Origin of the sequence: Roseomonas sp. CECT 9278 (assembly GCF_918698155.1) — a bacterium.
In the GTDB taxonomy this organism is placed as follows: Bacteria; Pseudomonadota; Alphaproteobacteria; order Acetobacterales; family Acetobacteraceae; genus Neoroseomonas.
Map to the genome: position 1 here is coordinate 85,736 of NZ_CAKKLX010000012.1, position 23,589 is coordinate 109,324.

21 protein-coding genes and 2 pseudogenes are annotated in these 23,589 nt (G+C 73.8%); 9 read left to right on the forward strand and 14 right to left on the reverse strand.

Annotation, left to right across the window (positions count from 1 at the left end; all coding sequences use genetic code 11):
- Positions 1–1,431 carry an NAD(P)/FAD-dependent oxidoreductase gene (locus LQ222_RS10500; RefSeq protein WP_230166291.1) on the reverse strand — a complete coding sequence of 477 codons (1,431 nt, stop codon included), beginning with the start codon at positions 1,429–1,431 and terminating at the stop codon, positions 1–3.
- Between the two features lie 47 nt (positions 1,432–1,478).
- The gene (locus LQ222_RS10505) at positions 1,479–2,630 is read right to left on the reverse strand and encodes an amidohydrolase (protein ID WP_230166292.1); all 1,152 of its coding nucleotides are present in this window, start codon (positions 2,628–2,630) and stop codon (positions 1,479–1,481) included.
- Between LQ222_RS10505 and LQ222_RS10510 the strand changes: the two genes are divergently transcribed.
- A complete protein-coding gene (locus tag LQ222_RS10510) occupies positions 2,629–4,518 on the forward strand; it encodes an autotransporter assembly complex family protein (RefSeq protein ID WP_230166294.1) in 1,890 nt (629 codons plus the stop codon). The genes LQ222_RS10505 and LQ222_RS10510 overlap by 2 nt on opposite strands.
- Position 4,519: 1 nt before the next feature.
- On the forward strand, positions 4,520–8,482 hold the full coding sequence (locus tag LQ222_RS10515; RefSeq protein WP_230166296.1) for a translocation/assembly module TamB domain-containing protein: 3,963 nt from the start codon (positions 4,520–4,522) through the stop codon (positions 8,480–8,482).
- A 55-nt stretch (positions 8,483–8,537) separates the two neighbouring features.
- Here the strand turns inward: LQ222_RS10515 and LQ222_RS10520 are convergent, their stop codons facing one another.
- The 3 genes and pseudogenes from LQ222_RS10520 to LQ222_RS26375 all read right to left on the reverse strand — a co-directional run.
- Complete coding sequence (locus LQ222_RS10520) at positions 8,538–9,692, reverse strand: NADH:flavin oxidoreductase/NADH oxidase (RefSeq protein ID WP_230166298.1); 1,155 nt, start codon at positions 9,690–9,692, stop codon at positions 8,538–8,540.
- A gap of 66 nt (positions 9,693–9,758) precedes the next feature.
- Positions 9,759–10,289: a hypothetical protein gene (locus LQ222_RS26370; protein ID WP_374202160.1), complete on the reverse strand. Its 531-nt coding sequence runs from the start codon at positions 10,287–10,289 to the stop codon at positions 9,759–9,761.
- A gap of 99 nt (positions 10,290–10,388) precedes the next feature.
- Positions 10,389–10,697 (reverse strand): annotated as a pseudogene (locus tag LQ222_RS26375) (helix-turn-helix domain-containing protein); the annotation flags it as partial.
- Between LQ222_RS26375 and LQ222_RS10530 the strand changes: the two are divergent.
- The gene (locus LQ222_RS10530; protein ID WP_230166300.1) at positions 10,696–11,583 is read left to right on the forward strand and encodes an SDR family oxidoreductase; all 888 of its coding nucleotides are present in this window, start codon (positions 10,696–10,698) and stop codon (positions 11,581–11,583) included. The pseudogene LQ222_RS26375 and the gene LQ222_RS10530 sit on opposite strands and share 2 nt — an antisense overlap.
- A 41-nt stretch (positions 11,584–11,624) precedes the next feature.
- On the opposite strand, the gene LQ222_RS10535 is transcribed toward LQ222_RS10530, so the two are convergent.
- Together LQ222_RS10535 and LQ222_RS10540 are read right to left on the reverse strand one after the other, a co-directional pair.
- The gene (locus LQ222_RS10535; protein WP_230166301.1) at positions 11,625–12,491 is read right to left on the reverse strand and encodes a metal ABC transporter permease; all 867 of its coding nucleotides are present in this window, start codon (positions 12,489–12,491) and stop codon (positions 11,625–11,627) included.
- A 334-nt stretch (positions 12,492–12,825) separates the two neighbouring features.
- Positions 12,826–13,494: pseudogene (locus LQ222_RS10540) on the reverse strand (metal ABC transporter ATP-binding protein); the annotation flags it as partial.
- 262 nt (positions 13,495–13,756) lie between these two features.
- Between LQ222_RS10540 and LQ222_RS10545 the strand changes: the two are divergent.
- The 3 genes from LQ222_RS10545 (at position 13,757) to LQ222_RS10555 (ending at position 16,864) form a co-directional block, all read left to right on the forward strand.
- A complete protein-coding gene (locus tag LQ222_RS10545; protein ID WP_230166303.1) occupies positions 13,757–15,037 on the forward strand; it encodes a DUF445 domain-containing protein in 1,281 nt (426 codons plus the stop codon).
- 44 nt (positions 15,038–15,081) lie between these two features.
- Positions 15,082–16,296, forward strand: a complete 1,215-nt coding sequence (locus LQ222_RS10550) for an AAA family ATPase (protein WP_230166304.1) — start codon at positions 15,082–15,084, stop codon at positions 16,294–16,296.
- Between the two features lie 97 nt (positions 16,297–16,393).
- A complete protein-coding gene (locus LQ222_RS10555) occupies positions 16,394–16,864 on the forward strand; it encodes a hypothetical protein (RefSeq protein WP_230166305.1) in 471 nt (156 codons plus the stop codon).
- Between the two features lie 7 nt (positions 16,865–16,871).
- Here the strand turns inward: LQ222_RS10555 and LQ222_RS10560 are convergent, their stop codons facing one another.
- Together LQ222_RS10560 and LQ222_RS10565 are read right to left on the reverse strand one after the other, a co-directional pair.
- Positions 16,872–17,228, reverse strand: a complete 357-nt coding sequence (locus tag LQ222_RS10560) for a hypothetical protein (RefSeq protein ID WP_230166306.1) — start codon at positions 17,226–17,228, stop codon at positions 16,872–16,874.
- A 97-nt stretch (positions 17,229–17,325) separates the two neighbouring features.
- Positions 17,326–17,784, reverse strand: a complete 459-nt coding sequence (locus LQ222_RS10565; protein WP_230166308.1) for a hypothetical protein — start codon at positions 17,782–17,784, stop codon at positions 17,326–17,328.
- A gap of 355 nt (positions 17,785–18,139) precedes the next feature.
- On the opposite strand from LQ222_RS10565, the gene LQ222_RS10570 reads away from it, so the two are divergent.
- Both LQ222_RS10570 and LQ222_RS10575 read left to right on the forward strand, forming a co-directional pair.
- Positions 18,140–18,406: a hypothetical protein gene (locus LQ222_RS10570; protein ID WP_230166310.1), complete on the forward strand. Its 267-nt coding sequence runs from the start codon at positions 18,140–18,142 to the stop codon at positions 18,404–18,406.
- Between the two features lie 95 nt (positions 18,407–18,501).
- Complete coding sequence (locus tag LQ222_RS10575) at positions 18,502–19,554, forward strand: LLM class flavin-dependent oxidoreductase (RefSeq protein ID WP_230166312.1); 1,053 nt, start codon at positions 18,502–18,504, stop codon at positions 19,552–19,554.
- A 38-nt stretch (positions 19,555–19,592) separates the two neighbouring features.
- Here the strand turns inward: LQ222_RS10575 and LQ222_RS10580 are convergent, their stop codons facing one another.
- The 4 genes from LQ222_RS10580 to LQ222_RS10595 form a co-directional block, all read right to left on the reverse strand.
- On the reverse strand, positions 19,593–20,366 hold the full coding sequence (locus LQ222_RS10580) for a fumarylacetoacetate hydrolase family protein (RefSeq protein WP_230166314.1): 774 nt from the start codon (positions 20,364–20,366) through the stop codon (positions 19,593–19,595).
- Between the two features lie 54 nt (positions 20,367–20,420).
- The gene (locus LQ222_RS10585; RefSeq protein ID WP_230166315.1) at positions 20,421–20,738 is read right to left on the reverse strand and encodes a hypothetical protein; all 318 of its coding nucleotides are present in this window, start codon (positions 20,736–20,738) and stop codon (positions 20,421–20,423) included.
- Positions 20,739–20,837: 99 nt separating this feature from the next.
- Positions 20,838–21,263: an NfeD family protein gene (locus LQ222_RS10590; RefSeq protein ID WP_230166317.1), complete on the reverse strand. Its 426-nt coding sequence runs from the start codon at positions 21,261–21,263 to the stop codon at positions 20,838–20,840.
- Positions 21,248–22,246, reverse strand: coding sequence for an SPFH domain-containing protein (locus LQ222_RS10595; protein WP_230166318.1), 999 nt, complete (start codon positions 22,244–22,246; stop codon positions 21,248–21,250). Before LQ222_RS10595 ends, LQ222_RS10590 begins: the two co-directional genes overlap by 16 nt.
- 136 nt (positions 22,247–22,382) lie before the next feature.
- Here LQ222_RS10595 and LQ222_RS10600 point away from each other — a divergent pair, with 136 nt between their 5' ends.
- Positions 22,383–23,165, forward strand: coding sequence for an SDR family oxidoreductase (locus LQ222_RS10600; RefSeq protein ID WP_230166319.1), 783 nt, complete (start codon positions 22,383–22,385; stop codon positions 23,163–23,165).
- On the opposite strand, the gene LQ222_RS10605 is transcribed toward LQ222_RS10600, so the two are convergent.
- Entirely contained in the window at positions 23,166–23,573 is a 408-nt protein-coding gene (locus tag LQ222_RS10605) for a DUF6855 family protein (RefSeq protein WP_230166320.1), read from the reverse strand.
- Positions 23,574–23,589: the final 16 nt, after the last annotated feature.

Sequence of the window (23,589 nt, forward strand, 5' to 3'; positions counted from 1 at the left end):
CTACAGCGCCACGCCCGGCCATTCCTCGCCGGTGATCTCCGGCTCGTCGAAGGCCGCGTGCCGCGCCGCATGCTGCGCGATATCCGCCGCCAGCAGCCGCGCGCAGATCGCCCGCGCCAGGCGCTGCGCCCCCGCGCTGATCGCCGGCACGTCGCCGGTCAGCTTGCCGTGGCTCAGCGTGGCCGCGAAGTTGAAGCAATGCAGCCGCGCCAGGTGCGGCGCCGCCCCCGGCACGCGCTCGGTGAAGGCGAAGCCCTCATCCAGCCAGGGGTTGAGGCCCAGGGACGCATCGCGTTCCTCCGCCGGCGGCACATAGGCATCGCGCCACAGCCGGATCTCCCCCGCCACCGCCGCCAGCTCCGGCCGCAGCGCCGCGTCCTGCAGGAATCCGGTGCCGAGCACCACGAAGTCGGCGCGCACATCCCCGCGCGGCGTCGCCAGCACCAGCGCATCGCCCTCGCGCGCAACGCCCTGCACGCCCGCGCCGGTCAGCAGCGTGGCGTTCGCGTGCGCCGCCACGCGCCGCACGCTCTCGTGCGGCGGCGGCGTCTGGCGCCGTTCGACCGACAGCGCCAGCCGCCAGCGCCATTCGGCCGGCAGGGCGTGCCAGCCATGCCAGAAGCCGCGCCCCTCCATCGACTTGCCGGAATTCACCCGCGGCAGCGCAGCACGCCGCAGCAGCATGGTCAGCCGCCCGCAGCCCGCCTCCAGCGCGGCCGCCGCATTGTCGAAGGCCGAGGCCCCCGCGCCCACCACCACCACATGCTTCCCCGCAAGCCCGGCGAAGTCGATCGCATCCGCGCTATGCGCCCACAGCCGCCCGCGCCACGCCGCGTCGAAGCCCGGCAGCAGCCGCGGCCCGCCCAGCCCATCGCGCCCCGTCGCCAGCACCACATGCCGCGCGAAGGCAACGCCGCCATCCGACAAGGCCAGCCGGAACAGCGCGCCCTGCGGTTCGATCCGCGCCACGCCCACGCCGTTGCGGACATCGACCCCCGCCACGCGCCGGTACCAGCGCAGGTAGTCCATCCACATCGCGGTCGGGATCTTGCCCAGCGCCGCCCAGGCCGCGGCGCCGTGCTGCGCCTCGAACCAGGCGCGGAAGGTGAGGTCATCGAGGCCCAGCGCCGGCCCCGCCAGCTGCTTCGGGCTGCGCAGCGTCCGCATCCGGGCATAGGTGACCCAGGGGCCTTCCGCGCCCCCGGGCGCCGGGTCGAACAGCGCGACCCGCACCACCCCTTCGCGCCGCAGCGCGAAGCCCGCGGCAAGCCCCGCCATGCCGGCGCCCAGCACCGCGACATCCAGCACGACGGACCCATCCGGCGCGCGCGTCTCGGGCACCCAGGGCGTCGAGGGTTCCTGCAGGCGCTCCAGCGCGGCGGCGAGCCGCGCCTCGAGGGCGGGCAACCCCGCCGACGGATCGAATGGCATGCGCCGATGCTACACCGCCCGCGGCCCGCGCGGGAGATGCGGCGCGATCAGCCCCCCGCCAGCGCCCGCTTCGCGACCTCCGCCAGGAAGCCCGCGGCCACCGGCAGCACGTCGTCGTTGAAGTCGTAGCGCGGGTTGTGCAGTTCGCGGCCATCCTCGGCCGGGCCATTGCCGATCCACACGAAGGCACCCGGCACGTCGCGCAGGAACCAGGCGTAGTCCTCCCCGGTCATGGCCGGCGGCAGGTCGCGGCGGCATTCGCTGACCGCCGACGCCGCCAGCGCGGCCAGCTCGCGCTCCGCCGGCGTATTCGCCGTCACACCCACGCCCTGGCGGAAGGAGAAGGCGGCCTGCACGCCGAAGGTCGCGGCGATGCCATGCGCCACGCGATCGAGCCCGGCGCGGATCGTCTCGCCATCCTCGTCGCGCAGCCAGCGCGCGGTGCCCTTCAGCGTGACGCGCGCGGTGATCTGGTTCTGCGCCTCGCCGCCCTCGACCACGGTCACGCTCACCACGCCGCCATTCAGCGGATCGAGGTTGCGCGCCACGATCGACTGCACCGCCACGATGGCATGCCCGGCCGCCACCATCGGGTCGCGCGTGAGGTGCGGCAGCGCGGCGTGGCCGGCATGGCCGTCGAACACGATCTCGAACCGCGCGCCGGCGGCCATCACGGCGCGGTCATGCACCGCGATGGTGCCGACCGGCAGCCCGGGCCAGTTGTGCCAGCCGAAGATGCGCTCCATCGGGAAGCGGCTGAACAGCCCGTCGGCGATCATGGCGCGCGCGCCGCCGCCGCCTTCCTCGGCCGGCTGGAACACCAGGCGCACCGTGCCGGTCCAGGACGGGTCGTCCAGCAGCAGCCTGGCCGCCCCCAGCAGCGCGGTGGTGTGCCCGTCATGCCCGCAGGCGTGCATCACGCCGGGGACGGTGGATTTCCACGGCAGGTCGTCGGTCTGTTCCTGGATGGGCAGCGCATCCATGTCGCCGCGCAGCCCGACGGCCCGATTCCCGCCGCCGCGCGCGATGGTCGCAACCACCCCATGCCCGCCGACGTTCTCAGCGATGTCGGTGATGCCCATCTCCCTCAGCCGGGCGGCGACGAAGGCCGCCGTCTCGCCTTCGTGAAGGGTCAGGCCCGGGTTGGCGTGCAGATGGCGGCGCCAGGATGTAAGGGTCGCGGCGAGATCGGTGTGCATGACCCCCCAACCCTATCCCGCCCGGCCGTGCCGCACCATCGCCCTTGGACTGGCGTGGCTGCTGGCCGTGCTGGCGCTGGCCTGGCCGGCCGCCGCGCAGGATCCGCCGGACGCCGCCGGCATACCCTATCGCACCGAGGTGATCGCGCCGGAGGATAGCGGCCTCGCGGCCCTGGCCGCCGGCGTGGCGCAGACCCTCACGCTGCGCGAACGCGCACCCACCGACGCCTTCGGCCTGATCGGCCGGGTCCGCGGCGACCTGCCCCGGCTGCAGGAGGTGCTGCGCGCCCAGGGCTATTGGGGCGGCGAGGTGCTGGCGACGATCGATGCGCTGCCGCTGGACGACCCGGGCCTGCCCGCGCGCCTGCAGGCCGCGACGCAGGCGGCCCCGGCCGTCGTGGTGTTCCGCCTGGTCCCGCGCGAAGTGTATCGGATCGGCCGCATCACGGTGGACCCCGCGACCGGCGCCGACCCTGCCCCGGTGCGCGCCGCCGCCGCCGAATCGGGCCTGTCCCCCGGCGACCCGGCGCGGCCCGAGGCGGTGCTGGCGGCCGAATCCGCGATGCGCGAGGCGCTGCGCCGCGCCGGGCATCCCCTCGCGGCCGTGGCGGGGCGCGAGGCGGTGGTGGACCACGACCGCCACACCATGGACGTGACCTGGCGCCTCGCCGCCGGCCCGCGCGCCACCTTCGCCCCGCCCGAGGTGGTCGGCCAGGTCCGCACCACGACCGGCCTGCTGGAACGCACCGCCGCGCGGCAGATCGCCGGGCGCGACTATTCGCCCGCCGCGCTCGAACGCGCCCGCCGCGCGCTGGTCGCCCTCGGCGTCTTCGAGAGCGTGCGCGCCGAGCCCGGCACCGCGCTGCTGCCCGGCGACCGCCTGCCGGTGACCTTCCGCGTGGCCGAGCGCCCGCTGCGCGCGATCGGCGGCAGCCTCTCCTACGAAACGAACTACGGCGCCGGCGCGGCGCTGTTCTGGGAGCACCGCAACCTGTTCGGCGGCGCCGAGCGGTTGCGCCTGGATGGCGAGGTCGCGCGCCTGGCCGCCGGGGACTTCTCCAACGCCACCTGGCGCGCCTTCGCCACGCTGACGCTGCCGGAGATCTGGCGGCGCGACATCCGCCTGACCGCGCGCGCCGGCGCGGTGCGCGAATTGCTCGACGCCTATGACCGCGAGGCCATCATCGTCTCGGCGCTGGCGGAACACCGTCTGAACGAACGCCTGGCGCTGCAGGGCGGCCCGCTGTTCGAGACCGGGCGCATCGGCCGCTACGGCACGCTCGATCCCTTCACCCTGGTGGGTGTCGTGATGGGGGCGCGCTGGGATGGCACCACCAGCCTGCTCGACCCCACCAGCGGCGCGCGCGCCAGCATCACCGCGACGCCCTATTGGTCGCTCGACAATGGCGTGACCTACACGCGGCTGATGGCGATCGGCAGCACCTATCTCGACGTGACCGGGGACCAGCGCGGCGTGCTGGCGCTGCGCGCGGCGATCGGCGCGGCGCTGGGCGCGACGCGCGACGAGATCACCCTGGACAAGCGATTCTATGCCGGCGGCGGCGGGTCGGTGCGCGGCTACGTGTTCCAGTCGATCGGGCCGCGCGATGCCGGCAACAAGCCGCTCGGCGGCGCCAGCCTGGTCGAGGGCAGCATCGAATGGCGCCAGCGCATCTCCGGCCCCTGGGGCGCGGTGGTCTTCGTCGATGCCGGCGCGGTCGGCGAGGACGCCATCCCCGGCACCGGCGGGCTGCGCGTGGGCGCCGGCGTCGGGCTGCGCTACCTGACGGCGATCGGGCCGATCCGTGTCGATGTGGGCGTGCCGCTGAACCCGCAGCGCGGCGACCCGGCCTATGGCCTGTATGTCGGCATCGGGCAGGCCTTCTGAGATGCGGCAGGCGCTGACCACGGCCTTGCGGCGGGTGCCGCGCTTCGCCGCCAGGGCACTGCGTTTCGTGCTGGTGGCGCTGCTGGTGCTGCCGGTGCTGGTCGTCGCGCTGCTGGGCGGCGCGGTGCTGTGGGCGAATACCGATGGCGGGCGCGCCTTCGTCGAACGGCAGGCCGCCGCCTTCGTCCCGGGGCTTTCGCTGCAAGGGCTGACCGGGCCGCTGCCCGGCCGCATCGGCGTCGCGCGGCTGGCCATGGCCGACGCCGCCGGCGCCTGGCTGGAGGTCGAGGATGCCGAGGTCGCGCTCGACCTCACGGCGCTGCTGCGGCGCGACCTGCGGATCACCAGCGCAACAGCCCGCCGCATCGCGCTGCACCGCCTGCCGCCCGCTGCCGACCCGCCGCCGCCGCGCGATCCCGCCGCACCGCTGATCCCCGCGCTGCCCTCGCTGCCCGTCGCGGTGCATCTCGACCGGCTGGCGCTGGAGCGCATCGAGCTCGGCGCGCCGGTCGTCGGCGTGGCGGCGGTGCTGACGGCCGAGGGCACGGCCTCGCTCGCGGGCGGTGCGCTGTCCGCGCGGGTCGATGCCCGCCGCATCGATGCCCCGGCCGAGGCGCGGCTGGTGCTCGACCTCGCCCCCGGCGCGGACCGCCTGGTGGCGCGGCTCGATGCCAGCGAACCGGCCGGCGGGTTGCTGGCCACCGGGCTCGGCCTGCCCGACCGCGCGGCGCGCGCGCGGCTGTCGCTCGATGGCCCGGCGAGCGGCGCGCGGCTGGAGCTGGACGCATCCCTCGGCGAGGACATCGCGCTCACCGCGCAGGGCGAGGTCCGGGCGGCACCGGATGGCGCCGCCGGCGCGCGGATCGACCTGCGGATCGCCGCCGCGCCGCTGCTGCCCGCCGAGCTCCGCGCTGCCGCGATGCCGGCCGAGGTGACGCTGCACGCCGCCATCGATGCCGCGCGGCGCGTCGCGCTCAATCGGCTGGCGCTGCGCGTGCCGGCCGGCGAGGCGACGGCGCAGGGCAGCGCGGACCTGGCGGCGGAGACGCTCGACATCACCGCACGCGCGACCATCGGCGCGAGCAGGGTGCTCGGCGCGCTGCTGCCGCCGGTCGCGCAATGGACGTCGCTCGGCATCGAGGCACGCGCCACGGGCGCGATGGCGGCGCCGCGCATCGCGATCGACGCCGCGGTGCAGGGCTTCGGCAGCGATACGCCGGCGCTGGCCGCCGCACTGGGCGGCGCGCCGCGCGTCACCCTGCGCGCGGCGCTGCCGGATCGTATCGACAGCCTGGTGATCGATGGCGCCGCGCTGCGCGTCAGCGCCGCGGGCGATGTCGGCGCGACGCTCGATGCCACGCTCGGCGTCACCGCCGCCGACCTCGCGCCGCTGGTGCCGGGCCTGGCGGGCGGGTTGCAGGCGCAGGCCCGCCTGACCGGGCCGCGCGACGACCCGTCCATCGCGCTGACCGCGCGCGGCGAACGCCTGGAACGCGACGGGCAGGTGCTGGAGGCCCCCGAATTGTCGCTGTCCATCGCGACCCCGTTCTCCGCCCCGCGCGCCGAGGGCAGCCTGCGCGCGACCTATGCCGGCCTGCCCGCCACGCTCGACCTGCATGGCGTGCCCGAGGGCGAGGCGCTGCGGCTCGATCGCCTGGTCTTCGCCTTCGGCCCGGCGCGGCTGGAGGCAAGCGGCGTGGTCGATCCGCGCGCGGCGACCTTCGCGGGGGATGTCACGCTGGATGTGGCGGAGCTCGCGCCGTTCTCGGCGCTGGCCGGCACGCCGATGGCCGGGCGTGCGGGGCTGCGCGCCACGCTCGACATCCGCGACGGCGCGCAGGGCTTCGACGTGACGGCGGAGGTGCCGCAGGCGCGCATCGCCGGCACGGCGCTGGAGGGCCGGCTGACCGCGCGCGGCACGCTGGACGCGCTGGACGCCGCGCTGGAGGCGCGCGCCGACGATGCGCGCCTCGCGACGCGGGTGAGTGTCGCGTCGGTCGGCGATTCAGATGGCACGGCGCCGGTGGGCGCGCGCGGTGGCGTCGCGCCGGCAGGCGCGCCCGCCAACGTCGCGCCGGCAGGCGCGCCCGGCCCAGCCGCAGCCCCGCCCGAACCGGCCCCACCCGCCGCCGCGCGCCGCATCGAGGTGCCCGACCTGCTGCTGCGCCGCGGCGCCGACAGCCTGCGCCTCGGCGCCCCCGCGCGCATCCTGGTGAACCCGGACGGCGCCATCGTCATCGAGTCCCTCGCCCTGACCACCAGCCGCGGCGGCACGCTGCGCGCCGAAGGCCGCTGGGGACCCGAGGCGGCCGACCTGCGTGTCACTCTCGCCGCGCTGCCCGCCGCCGCCATCGCCGCGCTCGCCGCCCCCGGCCAATCCATCGAGGGCAGCATCGCCGGCGAGGCGCGCATCACCGGCCCCGTCGCGGCGCCCAGCGCGCGGCTGCGCCTCGATGCCAGCGGCCTGCGCAATGCCGATCCTTCCTTCCGCGGCATGCCGGCCGCGCGCCTGGTGATCGAAGGCACTGCCGGCGCGACCGGCGCCGACCTGCGCCTGGACGCCAATGCCGGCACCGCGCTGCGCGCCAGCGGCACGGCGCGCGTCACCGGCGGCTTCGGCGCGACGGCGCCGCTGGCGGCGCGCCTGGAAGCCAGCGCGGATCTCGCCGCGCTGACCGGGCCGCTGCTCGCCGCCGGCGCGCAGCGCGTCACCGGGCGCGCCACGGTGAATGCGGAAGCCGCCGGCACGCTCGGCGCGCCACGCCTGTCCGGGCGCGCCAGCCTGGCCAATGGATCCTTCCGCGACCTCGCCCAGGGCATCGCGCTGACCGACATGGCCGCGACGCTGCGCGCCGAGGGCGACCGCCTGGTGGTCGAACGCTTCGATGCGCGCACCGCCGGCGGCGGCACGCTGGCCGTGGCGGGCAGCGTCTCCCCGGCCGCGCCGGGGCTGCCGGCCGACCTCACGCTGACCGCCCGCCGTGCCCGTCCGCTGCGCTCCGACCTGGTCACCACCGTCTTTGACGCCGACCTGCGCCTCGCCGGGCGTCTCCTGGAGGATGCGCGCCTGAGCGGCCGCGTCGCGGTGAACCGCATGGACATCACCGTGCCCGAGCGCCTGCCCGCCGCCGTGCAGACCCTGCCCGGCGTGCGCGAACGCGGCCGCCGCCCCGCCGGCACGCCGCCACTGGCCCCGCCCGCCCCCCCGGGCACGGCCAGCGCGCTGCCGCCGATCGCCATCGAGATCGCCGTGGAAGCACCGCGCGCGGTGTTCGTGCGTGGCCGCGGCATCGATGCGGAATTCGGCGGCACGCTCGGCATCGGCGGCACCATCGTGGCACCGCAGGTCAGCGGCGGGCTGGCCATGCGGCGCGGCAGCCTGGTCTTCTTCGACCGTCGGCTGGACTTCCGCCGCGGCGCGGTCAGCTTCGACGCCGGCACGCTGGTGCCCACGCTCGACTTCCTCGCCTCCTCCCGCGCGCGGGAGGTGACGGCGAACATCACCATCACCGGGCCGGCCAACGACCCGAAGCTGGAATTCTCCTCGACCCCCGAACTGCCGCAGGACGAGATCCTGTCACGCCTGCTGTTCGACCGCCGCGCGAATGAACTCAGCCCCTTCCAGCTCGCGCAGCTCGCGCAGATCCTGGCCGGCGCGGCGGGGATCGACACGCCCAATGCGGGCGGCATCCTCGATCGCATCCGCCGCACCCTCGCCCTCGATCGCCTCAGCGTCGGCGAGGAACGCAACCGCGAGAACACCCGCACCCAGGGCGCCACGCTGGAGACCGGGCGCTACGTCGCGGACGGCGTCTATCTGGGCATCCGGCAGGGCACGGAAGGCGGGCCGCCGCGCGTGGGGGTGCAGGTGGACATCGCGCCACGGGTGCGCCTTGAAGCCGAGACAGGGGGGAACAGCGCGGGGGGGGACCGGGTGGGGCTTTCCTTCGAGTGGGAGTACTGAAAGGGAAGCGCGGGGGAGGACCACCTCCGCCGATTCCCCCTCCGTTTTCTGGACCTCACGCGGGCGGGCGGCCCAGCGCGTCCATCACCGCGGCGCGCTTTTCCAGCCACCAGCCGTGCTGCGGCGGCCAGGGCGCATAGACATCCTCGGTCGAACCCGGCTCCAGCACGCCACGCGCCATCAACGCCCAATTCGGGTTGGCCATCGCCTCGCGGCCCACGGCCACCAGGTCGGCCTCGCCCGACGCCAGCACCGCCTCGGCCTGCTGCGCGCCGATGATCAAGCCGACCGCCATCGTCGCCACGCCCACGTCGCGGCGGATCTCGGCGGCATAGGGCACCTGGAACCCATACCCGCGCGGCACGCGCTTCGACCCCGTGGCACTCCCGCCGATCCCACCCGACGAACAATCCACCACATCGACGCCGAGCGGCTTCATCGCGCGCGCGAAGGCCAGGCTGTCCTGCATGGTCCAGCCGTCATCGACGCCATCCACCGCGGAAATCCGCACGAAGACCGGCCGGTCCTGCGGCCAGGCCGCGCGCACCGCGGCGATCACCTCCAGCGGAAGGCGCATCCGCCCGGCCAGGTCGCCGCCATACGCATCGTTGCGCGTGTTCGACACCGGCGAGAGGAACTGGTGCAGCAGGTAGCCATGCGCGCAATGCACCTCGACCGCCTCGAACCCCGCCGCATGGGCGCGCTTCGCACCGGTGGCGAAGCCCTCAACGACCCGCGCCATGCCCGCGGCATCGAGCGCGGCGGGCGTCAGGAACCCCTCCCCGATCGGCGCGGCGACGGCCGAGACGATGTCCCACGTGCCCTCCCCCTTCGCGAATTGCGCGGCGCCCAGCGGGCCATTGCCCTCCCATGGCCGCTGCATCGACCCCTTGCGCCCGGCATGGCCGAGCTGCACCGCCGGCACGCTGCCCTGGCCCTTGATGAAACCCGTGATGCGCTTCAGCGGCGCGATGTGGTCGTCGGACCACAGCCCCAGGTCGCCATGGGTGATGCGCCCGTCGCGCAGCACCGAGACCACCTCGGAGAACACCAGCCCGAAGCCGCCCACCGCGAAGCGGCCCAGTTGCACCATGTGCCAGTCATCGGCCATGCCCTCGGTCGCGGAATACTGGCACAGCGGCGGCACCACGGCGCGATTGGGCAGGACCAGGCCGCGCAGCGTCAGCGGCGAGAACAGCAGCGATCCCATGCGGGACATCCTCCGGGCGTTTCCGCCGCGCAGCATGGGCCGAGCGGCGCGGCCTGGGAATCCCGCCTATGCCGCCCCGCCCAGCATTGCGCGGATGCGCGCGGCATCGCCCGGCGCGGCCGGGGTATAGACCACCATGGCAAGGTCCGGCCGGCCATCCACCGCGAAGCCGGAATACTCGAACGCGAGCGCACCGAGCACCGGGTGGCGCAGCCGCTTGGTGCCCTCGCCGAACACCGCCACTTCCTGCCCGCGCCACAGGCCAGCGAAATCCGCGCTGCGGGCACACAGCTCCTCGACCAGCCGCGCCGCGTCCGACCCCGCCCCGGCGCGCGCCGCATCGGCCCGGAAGGCAGCGACCACGAAGCGCGCCACCGCGTCCCAGTCCTCCTGCGCGGCGCGCACGCGCGGGTCGCAGAAGATCAGCCGCAGGATGTTGCGCCGGTCGGGCGGCAGCGCGCCGTAGTCGGTCAGCAGGACCGCCGCGGCGCGGTTCCAGGCCACCACGTCCCAGCAGGCGGTCCGCACGATCGCCGGGCTCACCTCCAGCGAATCGAGCAGCCGCTGCAGGCGCGGCGTGACGCCCGCCGGCGGCATGGAGCGGCGGTCGGGCGGATGGCCGCGGCCCAGCACGAACAGGTGTTCGCGCTCGGTCTCGGTCAGCATCAGCCCGGCCGCGATGCGCTCCAGCGCCGCGGCCGAGGGCGCGCCGCCGCGCCCCTGTTCGAGCCAAGTGTACCAGGTCGCGCTGATATTGGCGCGTTGCGCCACTTCCTCGCGCCGCAGCCCGGGCGTCCGTCGGCGCGAACCGGCCAGCCCGAGACCCGCCGGGTCCAGCCGGGCCCGGCGATCCTTGAGGAAGGCGCCGAGGGCGCGCGGCGCGGGGGCGGCCCGATCCATGGGGGTGGTGGCTTTTATACCAGGATAATATCTCGACTTTAACAGGAAGCTGCGCGCCGCCAAACCCACGCCTCCTCCACCCCAGGCACAGGGACAGGCTGCCATGCGTATCTTCCTCACGGGCGCGACCGGCTTCGTCGGCGCGCGGGTCCTCGCCGAGCTGACCGGGGCCGGCCACCGCGTGCTCGGCCTCGCGCGCTCGCCATCCGGCGTGCGCGCGCTGCTCGCCGCCGGCGTCGAACCCGTGCCGGGCGACATCGAAGACCTCGATGGCCTGCATCGCGCCGCCGCCGACTGCGACGCCGTCATCCACACCGCCTTCGACCACGACTTCACGCGCTACGCCGCCAATTGCGCCAAGGACGCCCGCGCCATCGCCGCCCTGGGCGGCGCGGTGCGCGGTTCGGGCGGCCTGCTGCTGATCACCTCGGTCACGCCGGTCGGCACGCTCGCAGCGGGCCAGCCGGCCATCGAGACGGCCTTCGACGCCCATCACCCGCTGCCTCGGATCGCATCGGAACTGGCGGGCCAGGCGGCGGCGGCGGCCGGCGCGCGCGTCGCGGTGGTGCGCCTGTCGCAGATCCACGACACGCGCCGCCAGGGATTGGTCAGCGAACTGGTCGCCCTGGCGCGCCGCACCGGCGTCTCGGCCTATGTTGGGGATGGTGCCAACCGCTGGTCGGCGGCGCATGTCGCGGACACCGCGCGGCTCTATCGCCTCGCACTCGAACACGGCGAGCCCGGCAGCCGCTTCCACGCCGTCGCCGAGGAAGGCGTCCCGGTCCGCGCCATCGCCGAGGCGATTGCCCGGCGCATCGGCGTGCCGGTCGCCGCCCTGCCGCCGGACCGCGCGGGCGCGCATTTCGGCTGGCTCGCCGCCTTCGCCGGCCGGGACATGTCGGCACGCAGCGATGCTACGCAGGCGCGCCTCGGCTGGCGCCCCGAAGGCCGCGGCCTGCTGGCCGACATCGATGCGCTGGAGGATGGCTGACGCACAGCGCCCCGGCGGGGGGGGCGAGGTGCGCCCGCGCCCTACCCCGCCAGGTGCCGCCGCCGCAGCACCCGCCCCAGCACCCCATCCACCGGCCCCGCCAGCACCGAGACCACCCAGACCCCGCCCGCCACCAGCACGATCGCCGGGCCGGTCGGCACATCCAGGTGATACGATACCAGGATGCCGGTGACCGACGCCGCCAGCGCGATGCCGACCGCGGCATAGGCCATCCCGCCGACCTCCCGCGCCCAGTGCCGCGACGCGATCGCCGGCAGCATCATCAGCCCCACCGCCATCAGCGTCCCCAGCGCCTGGAAGGCCGACAGCACGTTCACCACCACCAGCGCCTGGAACACCATGTGCCACAGCCCGCCGCGCGCGCCGGCGGCCTGCGCGAAGGCCGGGTCGAAGCATTCCAGCACCAGCGGCCGCCAGGCGAAGGCGAGCACGACCAGCGTGACGCTCGCCACCCCCGCCATCAGCAGCAGCGCGGCGTCATCCACGCCCAGCACGCTGCCGAACAGGATATGCGACAATTCCGCCGACCCGCCGCCCATCGAGATCAGCGCCACGCCCAGCCCCAGCGCCACCAGGTACAGCGCGGCCAGCGTCGCATCCTCCCGCCCGCCGGTGGCGCGCGACAAGGCCCCGGCGCCGACCGCCACCAGCAGCCCCGCCGCCAGCCCGCCCAGCCACAGCACCGGCGCCGACATCCCCGCCAGCAGGAAGCCCAGCGCCACGCCCGGCAGCGCGCCATGCGCCAGCACATCGGCGGTCAGGGACATCCGCCGCAGCACCAGGAACACGCCCAGCACCGGCGCGCTGACCGACAAGGCCAGGCAGCCCACCAGCGCGCGGCGCAGGAAGCCGAATTCGACGAAGGGCGAAACGACTACGTCGTACATGATTCTTTTTTCGCCCTCAGACGCCGGGCGCCGGCATACGCCGGCTTGGCTTGCGCGCCGCGCACTGGCGCACCGGGCGCCGCGCGCGGGTTGGGCGCGGTCGCGCCGTGCGCTCCCGGATCGCGCCATGCGCGATCCGCCTGCCGGTGCCGGTGGCCGTGGTCATGGACAGCGTCGGGGCGCGCCGCGCGCTCCGCCGGGTAGGCGCGCGCGCCGCACCGGTGCGCCGGCGTGCGGGTTGGGCGCGGTCGCACTGTGCGCTCCCGGATCGCGCGGTGCGCGATCCGCCTGCCGATGTCGGTTGCCGTGGTCATGGGCAGCGTCGCCGGGCGCCTCAAGCAGCGCGGTGGCAGTGTTCCGCTTCCTCGGCCCAGGCCTCGGCCATCATGCGCGCCTTCAGCCGGTTCGCCGCGCTCAGCGCCTGGCCGGTCGCGCCCCAGGCGATCGCATCGCGCGCCATCAGCAGCGTGTCCGGGAATTCGCGCGCCACCAGGTCGAGGTCATGCAGCACCGCGACCACGGTGCGCCCCTCGCCATGCCAGTCGCGCACCAGCCGCAGAAGGTCGGCCGACGTCTTGGCATCCACCGCGTTGAACGGTTCGTCCAGCAGCAGGATATCGGCATCCTGCACCAGCAGCCGGGCAAACAGCAGCCGCTGCGTCTGCCCGGCCGAGAGCGAACCCACCGGCCGTGCCTCGAAGCCCGCGAGCCCCACCGCCGCCAGCGCCCGACCCGCCCGGTCGCGTTCCTCCGCCGGCACCCCGCGGAAGGCGCCGATGCGTGGCCACAGCCCCTGCATCACGACATCGCGGCAGGCGATCGGGAAGCCGCGGTCGAGCGCGGCCAGCTGCGGCAGCAGCGCGATGCGCGCCGTCCCCTCATGGGCGATGCGCCCGCCGCCGGGCTTGTGCAGCCCCGCCAGCGCCCGCAGCAGGGTGGACTTGCCCGCCCCGTTCGGCCCGACCACCGCGGTCAGGCTGCCCGGCGCGAAGCGGCCGGAGACATGATGCACCGCCGGGTGCCGCCCATGCGTCAGCGTGACATTGTCCAGCACCAGCCCGGCCGGGGCGCGCCGCGCACTCATGCCGCCATCGCCCAGGCCACCGCCGCCCACAACAGGACCCCCACGCCGCCCGCCAGCACCAGGCGGGACGCCGCGCCGGAGGACAGCGCCAGGGGGTCGGTCGGGAAGGGCATGATACGATATGATGTAACATCACCCCCGGGCTGGGCAAGGGCAGGCCGGCGCCTTATCTCCGCGACCCATGCAGGGCAGCCCCGCGACCGACCCCGATGCCGACCTCCGGCGCGCCCTCACCCGCCATCGCGCGCTCGCGACCGGCATGCTGGTGTGCATGGGCGGGCTGCTGGTGGGCACCTATTCCATGCCGCCGGGCTACTGGACCGAGATGCTGCAGGCCAGTGCGAAGGCCGGCGTGGTCGGCGGCCTGGCCGACTGGTTCGCGGTGACGGCGCTGTTCCGCCGCCCGCTCGGCCTGCCCATCCCGCATACCGCGATCGTGCCGAACCAGAAGGAAAGGCTGGGCCGCGCGCTGGGGCGCTTCGTCGCCGGGCATGTCATCACGGAAGCCGAGGTGCGGCGCGTGATCGGGCGGCTCGACCTCGCGCGGATCCTGCAGCAGTTCCTGGCCGACCCGGCGGCGTCCAAGCCCGCCGCGGTCGCCATGGCCGGCAGCCTGCCGCGCATCCTCGCCAGCCTCGAGGACGGGCGCGCCAAGCGCCTGATGGTGCGGCTGCTGCCGCGTATCGTCTCGGGGCCTGCCGGCGCGCGCCTGGTGGCCCGCGTGCTGCGCGCCTTCGTGGCATCGGGCCGCCACCAGGAGGTGTTCAGCCTCGCGGTCGGGCGCATCAAGACCATGCTGACCGAACGCGAGGACGCGCTGCGCACCGCCATCGCCAGCCGCATCCGCGCCGAGGGCGGCGCGCTGATCGGCTGGCTGGCGGGGGCCACCATGGCCAACCGCATCCTGCACGCCATCAACGCCGAGCTGGAGAAGGTCCAGCCCGAGGATTCCGACCTGCGCGCCGCCTTCGGCGAATGGCTGCGCACCGAGATCGACCGCCTGGAGACCGACCCCGAGCGTGCCGAGGCCATCGGCCGCGTGCTGCGCGATGCGCTGTCGCATCCCTCGGTCGCGATCTGGCTCGGCGATGTCTGGACCCGCCTGCGCACCGCCATGACCGTCGATGCCGCGCGCGAGGATGGCCGCACCGTGGCCCTGCTGTCGGGCCTGTTCGCCAATGCCGGCGCGCTGCTGGCCGAGGACCCGGCCGCGCGCGCCCGCCTGAACGCCGCGGTCGAGGGCGTGCTGATCCGCCTGCTGCCCTCCGCCCAGGCGCAACTATCCGATTTCATCGCCGGCGTGGTCGGCAACTGGGATGCCCGCACCGTCGCCGACAAGATCGAACTGCGCGTGGGCCGCGACCTGCAATACGTGCGCATCAACGGCACGCTGGTCGGCTTCCTGGCCGGTGGGGCGCTGTTCGCGCTGCTGACGGCCGTGTTCGGCGGCGTGGCGCATTGACGCGCCGGTTGCCCCAAGGCGCCGGCGCACCCTACGCTCGCGAGATGAAACCTGCGACCAAGGGCGGGAACGGAACGCCCCGCCAGGGGCTGCGCTTCACGCGCATCCTGCTCCGCAATTGGCGGAACTTCCGCAATGCGGAGGTGGCACTCCAGCGCCGCGCCTTCATCGTCGGCCCCAACGCCTCGGGCAAGTCGAACCTGCTGGACGCGCTACGCTTCCTGCGCGACATCGCACGCCCCGAGGGCGGCTTGGCATCGGCGCTGGCGGAACCCTCGCGTGGAGGGTTCAAGCAGGTGCGCTGCCTTTTCGCGCGCGACCCAAGCGCGCTTGTCATCGAGGTCGATGTCGGCACCGACGACGCGCCTGCGCTCTGGACCTACCGGCTGGTGCTGCAGTCGCGCCGCATCGCCGGCGCCGGCGAACAGGTGCTGGTCGAGGAGGAGAAGGTCCTGCACGAGGGCGTGCCCCTCCTCGACGAAGTCCGAGGCGACGGCAAGACGCCGGACTGGCTCGTCTGGACCCAGACGCGGCTCGAGCAGGTGCAGCAGAACGGCCAGTTCCGCGACCTGGTCGAGTTCTTCGCCTCGATCCGCTACCTGCATGTGGTGCCGCAGATCGTGCGCGACCCGCGCCGCATGCTCACGGCCGGCGACGACCCCTTCGGCGGCGACCTGCTGCTGCGGATGAAGGCCACGCCCAAGAAGATGCGCGAGCCGCGCATGCGCCGTCTGTCCGAGGCCCTGGCCGTCGCGGTGCCGAATTTCGGTCGCCTCGATCTTCAGGACGACGCCGCCGGGCGACCGCATCTGGTGGCCGAATTCCACAATTGGCGCCCGCACCCCGCGAAGCACAGCGAGGAACTCTTCTCCGACGGCACCCTGCGCCTGATCGGCTTCCTGTGGTCCATCACCGAACGCGGCGGCCCTCTGCTGCTGGAGGAACCCGAACTCTCGCTGCACGACCAGGTCGTCGCGCAACTTCCGGCCATGATCGCCCGCGCGCAGCGACTCTCCGGCCGCCAGGTGATCGCCTCCACCCATTCGCAGATGATGCTGGATGCGCCGGGCGTCGGCCTCGACGAGGTGCTTCAGGTCAAGCCGGGGCGCAACGGCAGCACCATCGCGCAGGTCGGCGACGATCCCATGGTCAGGGATCAGGTCATCGAGGCCGGCTGGCCGATCGGCCAGGCGGTTTTGCCGCTGACCGCACCCATCGACATCCATCGGCTCGCCACGGCGAATGTCATCTCCGATTGACTACGCCGGCGAGGGCGTCACCGACGCCATCCTCGCGCGGCGTCTGATCGCAGCAGTCGGTGCCATTCCAGGGACAGACTACGTCACCGCCCATCGGGTGCGCGGCAAGGACGCGCTGGACCGGCGCCTGCCCGGCTTCGCGGTCGCCGCGCGGCACGGCAGGAAGCTGCTGGTGCTGCGGGATCTCGATGCCGAGACCTGTCCGCCCGCGCTCCTGCAGCGCCTCATGGCGGCGCCCGTGACCCGCCTGTGCCTGCGCATTGCGGTCAGGACTGCGGAAGCCTGGCTCATGGCGGATCGTTCGGGCATCGCCGGCGCACTCGGAGTGGCAATCTCAACGATCCCGCGCGATCCCGAAGCCGACCCCACGCCGAAGCAGCGTCTGCGACGCATTGCGGAAGGTGCGCGCAACCGTTCGGTGCGCGCGGCCTTCGCCGGTTCCGACCAGCAGGCGCAGGCCTGGGTCGCGGACTTCATTCAGACCCGGTGGTCGCCCGAACGCGGGCGCGCGCTGGCGCCTTCGCTGGACAAGGCTCTGCTGCGCCTGGCCGCGCTCGCGCGCAGCTGACGCCCCCTCAGCGCCAGCGCAGCCCCTGCGGCGTGGCGATCAGTTCGCTGACCGCACACACATTCACCCGCCGCGCCTCGGCCGCGTAGCCATTGTCCAGCACGAAGCGGAAATCATACGGTGCTGCCTGCGACAGCCGCACGCTGTACACCTGCCCCGGGCGCATCACGTTGGCGCCCAGCCGGTCCGGGCCCCAATTGCTGGTGCTCGACGGGTTGTAATACAGCTGCTGCACCACCCGGTTGGTCTGGTTCAGGAAGCGCACCGTGGTGTTGCAGCCCTGCGCCGCGGCCGGCGCCGGCGCCAGGCTGCCGGCCAGCAGGGACAGGGTCGCGAGAAAGCCGAGGCGGCGAGCGAAGGGCATCAGGGTCGTATCCATTTGTTCATCTCTGTTCATATTTGAGATGATTCTCGCCACCCCCGCAAGTGGATTTGCAACATGCCGCGACCGCGCGGCGCCATCACCGCCGCCGCCCGCCGAGCACAAGCCCCGCCACCAGCCCCGCCGGCGCGCCGAGCAGCCCGCCCAGCGCGGCGAAGACCGGTGCCATCAGCGTGCATGATCCCGGCCGATGGCATTCCGGGTTCACCGCATAAACCCCAAGCCCGACAATCCACCCCAGCACCAGCCCGCCGACCAGCCCGCCGGCGCCCAGCAGCACGCCCAGCAGCAGGGCGCGGCCGATCCCGCCGCGTCGCCCCGGGCCGCGCAGGGTGCAGCCGGCCTCCGCGAGGGCGTCGCGCGTCACGGCCTCGGGCGCGCCCGAGGCCACGGCGACCAGGCCGCGGGCCGCGTCCACCCAGCACCGGGCCGCCGGGTCGCGCCGCCGCAGCGCCGCGGTGATGGCCGCGACACGGTGCGGCCCGTCCAGGCCCGCAACTTCGTACACCCGCGCATCCGGCGGCGGTGCCTCCGTCATGCCCGCCTGCCCTGCCGGATCGCCTGCATCCGCATCGCTCCACCGCGCCGCGCCGATCTTCGCGCCGGCCGCGCCGTGATCAAGCCCCCGTCAGCGCCGCGCCGCCGGGTCACGAGACCGTGGCCTTGCGGCAACAGTGTCGCAGGCAAGAGGCATCGCGCGGCCGCAAAACACGGCCCGCGACAGCCCTATCCGGTGACACAACTGTTGCGCGACCCACATCTGGTTGCCTACACGCCACCGGACCACAAGATCCTGGGATCCCGGCGCATTGGCGCCTCGGCAGCCAACCCGTTGATTTTATATCAATAGAGTCGTTAATTTCTGAACACAGGGCCAGTTCGAGGGGGACAAGGTGGACGAATCCCTGATTGCCGCACTCCATTCCGAAGAACGCATGATCCTCGCCGAACTGCGCGGATCGCTCCATTTCCGCCGGCTGGAGGAAATCCGCCATCTGCTCGGCCTGTATGTCGAGCATCAGGCGGCCCAGGCCGGGCAGGATGCGCCGATCGGCGCCGTCCTGGACGCCCTGCTGGGCGATGGCGCCAGCCGCCGCGCGCCGGCAGCGCCCAGCCGGCACGACGTCATCGCCCTGCGTGCCGAACGCGCCATCGCCTGACCCGCGGGCCGCGGCGCGGCGATGGCGGGCGGATGGCGCCGGCACCGCGCGAACCACCCCTCCCCGACCGCGCCAGCCATGCTTAACTCCCGCGCATGACCGGCTTCACGCTTTCCGCGCTCGACCAATCCTCCGTCGCCTCCGGGCGCACGCCCGGCGAGGCGATCCGCGAGACCATCGCCCTCGCGCAGCATTGCGATGCCCTCGGCTTCCGCCGCTACTGGTGCGCCGAGCACCACAACAGCGCGTCGCACGCCGGCACCGCGCCCGAGGTGCTGATGGCCGCCATCGCCGCCGCCACACGGCGCATCCGCGTGGGCTCCGCCGGCATCATGCTGCCGCACTACGCCGCGCTGAAGGTCGCCGAGCAGTTCCGCGTGCTGGAAGCCATCGCGCCCGGGCGCATCGACCTGGGCGTCGGTCGCGCGCCGGGCTCGGATCAGCGCACCGCCTTCGCGCTGAACCCGCAGGCCAACCAGGCGGCCGACCGCTTCCCCGCGCAGGTCATGGAGGTGCTGGGCTGGCACGGCGATGGCCTGCCCGAGAACCACCCCTTCCGGTCCATCATCGCCCAGCCGGCGGTCGAGACGCGGCCGGAGATGTGGATCCTGGGCAGTTCCGACTACGGTGCGCAGGTCGCCGGCTACTTCGCCCTGCCCTATTGCTTCGCGCATTTCTTCAGCGATGGCGGCGGGTCCGAACAGGCGATCGCGATCTATCGGGAATGCTTCCAGCCCAAGCCCGGCATGCCCGGGCGCGTCGCCGCGCCGCACCCGGCCCTCGCCGTCTATTGCCTGGTGGCGGATACCGAGGCCGAGGCGCTGCGCCTGTTCCGCTCCCGCGAATTGTGGCGCCTCAAGCGCGACCGCGGCCTTTACCTGCCGCTGCCCAGCGTCGAGGAAGCCCAGGCCCATGCCTATAACGACCTGGAGCTGGCGCGCATCGAACGCATGCGCGACAGCGCCATGGTCGGCACCCCCGAACAGGTCAAGGCGAAGCTGGAGGCGCTGTCGGCCGCTCATGGCGGCATCGCCGAATTCGCCGTCATCACCCATTGCCACGACGCGCAGGCGCGCCGGCGATCCTACACGCTGCTGGCCGAGGCCTTCGCCCTGTCCGCCGACGGCGTGGCGCTGGCGGCGGAGTAGCGCCAGGCCGCGGCCGCCGGTGTCGCGCCCGGCGCCGATCAGCCGGCCATCACGTTGCGCAGCGTGCCGATCCCTTCGATCGTCACCTCCACCACCATCCCCGGACGCATCGGCAGCGCACCGACCGACGTGCCGCAGGCGATCACGTCGCCCGGCTCCAGCGTCACCTCGCGCGACAGCAGCGCCACGATGCGCTCCGGCGGCAGGATCATGTCGGCGGTCGGGTAGTCCTGCCGCACGCGCCCGTTCAGCGCCACCTGCACCCGCAGCCCCGACCAGTCGAGCCCGGTCGCGATGGCCGGCCCGATCGGGCCGAAGCCGTCGCAGGACTTGGCGCGCGCCCATTGCGGAAAGGACGGGTCGGCGTTCAGCAGGTCGAGCGCGGTGACATCGTTCACCGCCGTCAGCCCGAAGATCGCGGCGCGCGCCTGGTCCTCGTCGGCATCCTTGCAGCGCCGGCCGATCACCAGGCCGAGCTCGCCCTCGTACAGCACCTTGCCGGCATAGCCGGCGGGCGGCGCGATCACCCCATCCGGGTCGTTCAGGCTGGTGCCGGCCTTGAGGAACCACAGCGGCGTGTCGGGATGCGCCGCGCCGGTCCTGGCGGCGAGCTCGCGATAGTTGTTCCACAGCCCGATGAACTTGCCGGGGATGACGGGGGCGAGCAGCCGCACCGCATCGCGCGCGATCACCTCGCCGGTCGGCGCGGGCTGCGCGAAGACGTCACCGCCATGCACGGCGATGGCATCATCCGCGATGCTGCCGAAGCCGGTGGTGCCGTCATGCCGTGCGAAGCGAATCCATAGCGCCATGCGCCGTCCTCCCCCATCCGTCGCGCGGGGTTATGGACCGGCGCGCGCGGCGCGTCAGCGGCGGGTGAAGACGAAGCGCACGCCCTCGGGCAGCGTGCCGTTCTGCCGCGCGCGCCGCATCCGCCACCACAGGGAGGCCGCGCCGATCGACCCGGCCACCAGCGCCACCGGCAGCAGGATGCTGATGGCAAGCACCGCGAGCCCGGCGAGCAGCAGCCCCCCGGCGACCAGCGCCACCAGCATGCCGGCGGCGCCGATGCGCGCCAGTGCGCGGTCGAGAGGACCGGCGGGCCTGCCGCCCGGGGCGGCCGCGTCGCGGAACTCCCCGTCGGGCGTCATGTCGATCACGGGCGGGCGTCGTTGCGTGTCCATGGTGCCACTGACGTGGCCCGCGCGGGCGCGCCGGTCAAGGCTTGTCACAATCCGTGACGTGGCGCGGCGGCGCGCCGGCGCCAGGCGCCCGCCCGGGGGCTATTCCGGGCGCACCACCAGCGTCGTGCCGTCCACGCCCTCGACCCGCACGCGCGTCCCGGCCGGGCTCTCGGCCACGTCGCGCGGCAGCCGCGCCGCCCAGTCGGAATCGCCCACCCGCACGCGCGGGCCGGCGGCGCCGGGGTCGGTCAGCACGCCGAAGCGGCCGATCAGCCCCGCATCGGGGGTGTTCACGCGCGGCCGCGGATGCTGCGACCGCCGCAGCCGCAGCGCCACCGCGATGCCCGCCGCGAGCAGGATGACGAAGCACGCCGTCGTCACCCAGAAGGGCGGCGCCACGGCAAACAGCAGCAGTCCCGTGCCCAGCGCCGCGATCCCCACCCACAGCAGGAAAACGCCCGGCAGGATGGTCTCCGCGCCGAGCAGCACCAGCCCGGCGAGGATCCAGATCAGCGCGGGGTCCATGGCGAGGGCACCTCCGCGGCGGGGGCAGGCGGGCGCGGCGGGCGCGGCGGGGCCTGCCCATCCGGCCCGCGCAGCAATTCCATCGCCTGGGTGATGCCACCGGCCAGCGCGCTGCTCTCCATCGGCACGATCACCAGCTTCTGCGCGGTATTGCCGGCCAGCACCTCGAACGCCTTCACGTATTTGTCGGCGATGAAATACCGCAGCGCATCGGTGCCAGCACCGGAAGCGGCCTCGCCCACCATGCGCGTCGCGTTGCTCTCGGCCTGGGCCAGGCGCTCGCGTGCCTCGGCATCGCGCTTGGCGGCTTCGAGGCGACCCTCGGCTTCCAGGATCTGCGCCTGCTTGGCACCCTCGGCGCGCTTGATCTCCGCCTCGCGCTCGCCCTCGGCCTTGGCGACGGTCGCGCGGCGCTCGCGCTCGGCGGTCATCTGCAGGTTCATGGCACGGATCAGGTTCTCCGGCGGCTCGATCTTCCTGATCTCGACGCGCGCGATCTTGACACCCCAGGGGTCGGTCGCGCCGTCCAGGATGCTCAGCAGCTGCGAATTGATCCGATCGCGCGAGGACAGCGTCTGATCGAGGTCCATCTCGCCGATCACCGCGCGGATGTTCGTCATGGACAGCGCGGTCAGCGCCTGCTGCAGGAACTGCACGGCATAGGCCGCCTTGGCCGCATCCATCACGCGGTAATAGACGATGCCGTCCACCGCGACGGTCGCGTTGTCGCGCGTGATGACCGACTGCTCGGGGATGTCGAGCACGACCTCCTGCACGTTCATCCGCCGGCCGATCGTGTCGATGAAGGGGATGATGAAGTTCAACCCCGGGTTCAACATGCCGGTGAAGGCGCCGAAGCGTTCCACCGTCCAGACCTCGCCTTGCGGCACGGTGCGGATGCCGCGCGTGGCGACCAGCACCGCCAGCAGCAGCACGACAATGAGGACGATGGTGGTGGGCGAGATGAATTCGAGGATGTTCATGGCCCGGGCATACTAGCCGCAGTTCGGCCCGGGCGGTATCGCCGCGCACGCCGCGGCGCGAAGGGCTTCACCGCCCCTTGCCGGCACGCCCGCCCCGCCGGACCATGCGCGGCGTCGAACGGGAAGGAACAGCAGCATGTCCGGCAACAGCCAGCCCCTCACGGTGGACCTCGGCGGCCTGCGCGTCGCGATCAGCGCGGGCGCGGGCGGCATCGGCCGCGTCATGGCCGACAGCTTCGCCGCGCGCGGCGCGCGGGTCTTTGTCTGCGACCTCGATGCCGAATCGCTGGCCGCCTGCCCCCACCCCGCCATGCGCGCCGACATGGGCGAGGTCGCGGAATGCGAAGCCTTCGTCGAAGCCGCCGCGAAGCAGCTCGGCGGCCTCGATGTGCTGGTGAACAATGCCGGCATCGCCGGGCCCACCGCGCGCGTCGAGGATGTCTCGCCCGAGGCCCTGGAAGCGACCCTGCGGATCGACCTGGCCGCCATGTTCCACTGCGCGCGCGTGGCCGTGCCGCACCTGCGCGCGGCCGGCGGCGGGTCGATCGTGAACCTGTCCTCGGCCGCCGGGCGCTTCGGCTTTCCGCTGCGCAGCCCCTATGCGGCCGCGAAATGGGGCGTGGTCGGCTTCACCAAGTCGCTGTCGATCGAACTCGGGCCGGACCGCATCCGCGTCAATGCCATCCTGCCCGGCCTGGTGGCGGGCGACCGCATCCGCCGGGTCATCGAAGCCAAGGCCCAGGCGCAGGGCGTGCCCTTCCGCGACAAGGAAGCCGAACTCCTGCGCGACGTCTCGCTGCGCTGCTACGTCACGCAGCACGACATCGCCAACATGGCGCTGTATCTGTGCTCGCCCTTCGGCGCGACCATCAGCGGCCAGGCGCTGTCGGTGGACGGGGACCAGCAGCGGCTGGGGTGATCAGACCGCGCGCATGCGGTTGTTGCGCGGATTGCGTTCGACCTCCGCCAGGCCCAACGCCGCCAGCACCGGCGGGACATAGACGCCGAAGCGCCCGCGCAGGCCCTTCTTGAGGCCATACCACCCGCCCACCGGGTTGCCGGGGTCGCGGCCCCAGGCCTCGACGCTGCCCTCGGCCGCGGGCTTCTGTTCGTCCGCACCGCCCAGCGGCACCCAGTCGCCGCGCGCGCGCAGCATGGCGTGCAGGTCCTCGATGCAGCGCAGCCGGTAGCGGAGTTCGGTCTTGCCGACGCGCACCACCAGCGCCGGCGGGTCGGCGGCGGCGTCGCGGAAGGCGGAGAAAACGCTGCCGCCGCTCGGTGTCGTCAGCATCCAGGGGCTCTCGCGCGTGCCTTCGCCCTCGGCCATGGCGTCCTCCTCCTGC